The following is a 3,795-nucleotide window of genomic DNA, read 5'->3' on the forward strand; positions in this document are numbered from 1 at the left end:
GCACCTGGCTTCCCCTTCCGTGGTGTTTTGCCCGCGGCCCATTGCACTAATGTTAGGAGCCAGGTCGAGAACCAAGTCGGGAAATTCGTTGTACGACTCGCCGATCACATCAGACCACGGGTTCTCCCCCGTATTCTCATAGCTAGAAACCACTAACTCGGGTATATAGTGTCGAACCAGCAGCGACGTCTGAACCCAGCAACCACTCTCGTCACATTCGAGCCAAATGCAGACCCCCACAACACTGTAATCTAGGCACTGGCTCGACAACGAAGAATTGATAATTGACTGCGTACTGATCGCATGAGCCTGCGGGGAGTGAATGCTAATTAGTAACCCGAATAGCCCCGCAAACATCACTGTGGGCAGTAGCTGCCTCAGTTTATTCATCATCGCGACTCTCCCGCTGGCTCATGATATCCATGACCGCTGCGGTGACATCAGGCTGGCCATATACAACAAATTGCCCATCCACGACCACAGCTGGGAGTTTCTCGACGCGCAGCAGCCAGGCACGGGCCACTCCTGTATAGAGGTCTCCATAACGCATGACCACATGTTCCCACTCTGGAGAGTGCATACGCTCAAGCATCACATCTTTCGCAGCAGCTGAATCCTTGGGTAGCCCTTGCGAGATTTCAGCATCAAGACGAGCTGGAGCATCAAGCTCAATGACCACGACATCATCAGGAACGTTACTCATGGGCATCCCTGCCGTGGTAAACACTTCAATGCTGTTGGTAAGGTCACTGATCGCCGGAGCCACATCGATCATTGCTGCTTGTCCCAGTACACTCATCGGTGACAAGGACAAAGCACTGACGGCCAGCGAGGTCAGCCAGCGCCGCGAAGAAGAAAGGTTGGAAGGTTGTCTCAGCATGTCCATCACTCCAGCAAATTGATTGATCCAGCAAACCCTATTCATAGGTACTGACACAGCAGAAAACGTTAATTGGAGTCGATAGGTTTTCTGACACAGTCTCAATGGCTCAAGTAATGTTGCTCTGACTGGACGTGAGGAACTGCTACTCTATTGATCTATCCATTACGTTTGACTGCAGCAGTAATTACAAATGCTCATCAGCACTGCCGCCTAGACGTAGCGAATAGCTGCATTCACCCCCTAATTCCGCGTTTTTCATCAAGTCGACGAGCAATCTCAATGGCTGCATCAAGCTCGGAGCAATTAAGCTCACGCATCACGCGATCACGTTCGGCTTTTTCATCTCCCTCCGTACCTGCTAACGCCAGGTATAAACTGGGAGGTACAACGCGGAACAATGCCTCTAAGCGTGTCGATAAGACGACGCCTTCGGTGTACTTCTTATTGACTTTGGTGGCCGACAGCATCAACTGTCGCTGGGAAGGTGTCAGGCTCTTGAAACGGGCCACCTGCTCGACTTCATCAGGCGGCATCGTTAGGCAAATCCACCACTCAACCATGTTCAGCAGTTTTTCTGCCGCAGCAGGGAAATCCTCTAAGTTTTGAGTGGCAAACCAGAGCCAGTGGGAAAGCTTACGGCCCATCTTGCCAACTTTGACAAAGAACGGGCTGAGCAGTGGATTCACCGTCACGATATGGCTTTCATCAATCGCCTGAACAATGGGACGACCAGAGAATTGCTCGCGCTCAGCCAGATTGGTGATCATATTCGTGATCGAAATAACGGCCAGAGCTAGTTGGGCTTCATAGCCTTCCCGCGAGTAGTGGGCCAAGTCGATGATAGTAACGTCGCATTCAGGCCACGCATTACCAGCACGGTTAAATACTTCACCGTCAAAACCGTCTACAAACAGGCCAAGGCTTTCGCCCATCTCATAAGCGCGATTATGGGCCGACTCCGGCAGTTCTGGGTCAATTGCGATCTCACGAAATGCTTGCCGTACATCTTCTGTCAGACAAGCACGGCCAGACGCATGAGACGTACGAGCAGCTCGATAAATTGCATCACGCACCATCCTTCGGTCTGCCCTACGGAACTGAGCTTCCTCCTTGGGATCTCCCCCTGTGATCATCAAACGGGCGGCGATTTCCATTTCCCCCATCAAGTCTCGTTCGTCACTCTCCTTGTCATCATCATCCTTAACGAGGGTATCAACAGAGGCTTCTTCGTAGGGGTTATGATCTTCGCGGTCACGTTCTAATCGAGCAGCTTCCATCTCTGCATCCAGCAGTCGATGAGCCTCTGAAAATGGAGGCAAGCACGCACCAGAGCCTGGTGCCAGGCGCACCTTGTTTACCGTCATTCCCTTGCGCTGAAAGTAGTCACCTAACATGCCAAAGGAGTTGCCGACCTCAATGACAAAGAGCCTCGGACGATGAATGGCCATCACTTGGCTGAGAATACCGTTCAACGTTGCTGATTTACCTGCACCGGTGGGCCCAAAAATCAACATATGCGCATTGGCCGCTCGGTCATCCAGGTTTAGCGGGTCAAAATTAAACGTCCCACCACCACGATTGAAAAAGCTAATCCCCGGATTCCCTGTACCCTTGGCACGCCCAAAAAGGGGCGCCAAGTTGGCAATATGCTGCACAAAATTCATCTTTGTGTACCATCTAGAGCGATCTAGCTCAGGATCGTACGCCATAGGCAACCATCTCAAATAACTATTGAGAGCAGCTACTTCATCTTCAGGATCGACCGGTTTTAGGTGGGCGCTGGTCAATCGCGTCGTTAATTCAAGGAATCGCTTCTCTAACTCACGTTCATTGGCACCATTTACGTAGAACACAAGAGACGACTGATACAGCTTATGATCGTCACCTAAATAACCCCGTGCCTTATCGCAATCCTCTCGAACTTTTTGGGCCTGCACAGTGCCGCCAACGGCTTTCAGGCGAAGCTTATCAATCTGATCTTCAAGTCTCTCCTGGGGCGTCGCAACGACAGTCAAGCAAGCCTCAGTACCTTCAGGCAATAAATCCAGCAACGCATTTGATATTTTTCCGCCGCTTTTACCATTAGTGCGAGTTACCTCTCCGGTGATGTGTCCAATTTTGGGCACCTGTCGCATCTCTTCAACAGGTACAACGGCATGAGGCATTCCATCAAAGTACCAAAGCCCGCGTTCAACATCCCCATGAGGTGAACTGGCCAGCATACCCTCAGCTAAGTCGTATTGGGGCAGGCGACCATCATCATCAGGGTAATCAAACACATTGTAAAAACGTTGAGGATCTTCTGGAGAAATACGGGGGCGAGGATTAAAGCGTGGCATCAACCAACGATGAAAGTCTCGGCCATCATAGCGTCGAAATGACAATCCAGCCGGCTGAAGCGAAGTCACCAAGCGATCATAAACATGATTCACAGCATCTTCTGGGTTAGTCGAGCGCGCCTTTCGCTCACCCATTTTTGCTTTAGCGCTACCTAGTCGACGATACAGCACTAAACGAGTGCGTCGTGTCTGGCCACGCCACTGAGTTTGAGTGACTCGATCATCCTCAAATAACCCACCAGGCTTTGCGATCGCACGCATATGAGCATCCATGCTCGCCAGCCATGCTTTTGTAAACTCGGTATCTAACAACCCAGGACGCGCGTAAGCGCGTAAATTTTCTAAGTCGGGACGCGGATCAGTATCATCGCGCACATACAGTTGCAGAACCCACGGATGGTGATCGTGCTCAGGCAGACAGTCCTGTAGTGCTGAACAAATAGTGTCTCGGACAGTTTCCAATGCCTCTTCACTACGGCCTTCTGTCGGGACAGGAATAATCTCCGCTACAACTCCCACGGATACGCCATCTTCTAGCAAAAAGCAGCCTGATTCGCAGACATACTCAACCCA

General features: G+C 51.1%; 3 protein-coding genes. All 3 read right to left on the reverse strand.

From position 1 onward, the window contains the following. Window positions 1-393, reverse strand: a 393-nt coding sequence (locus AC0UA9_RS16795; protein ID WP_475661812.1) for a TraU family protein, incomplete at its 3' end; no start/stop codon positions are given. Next, entirely contained in the window at window positions 383-880 is a 498-nt protein-coding gene (locus AC0UA9_RS16800) for a TIGR03757 family integrating conjugative element protein (RefSeq protein WP_475661814.1), read from the reverse strand. The genes AC0UA9_RS16800 and AC0UA9_RS16795, both read right to left, overlap by 11 nt. A 236-nt stretch (window positions 881-1,116) precedes the next feature. After that, the coding region (locus tag AC0UA9_RS16805) for a conjugative transfer ATPase (protein WP_475661815.1) at window positions 1,117-3,795 on the reverse strand (2,679 nt) is incomplete at its 5' end.

Source organism: Colwellia sp. F1 (assembly GCF_056238625.1).

Coding starts and splice junctions, on each gene's coding strand:
- AC0UA9_RS16800 (WP_475661814.1), bottom strand. CDS start 880: ATGCTGAGACAACCTTCCAACCTTTCTTCTTCGCGGCGCTGGCTGACC.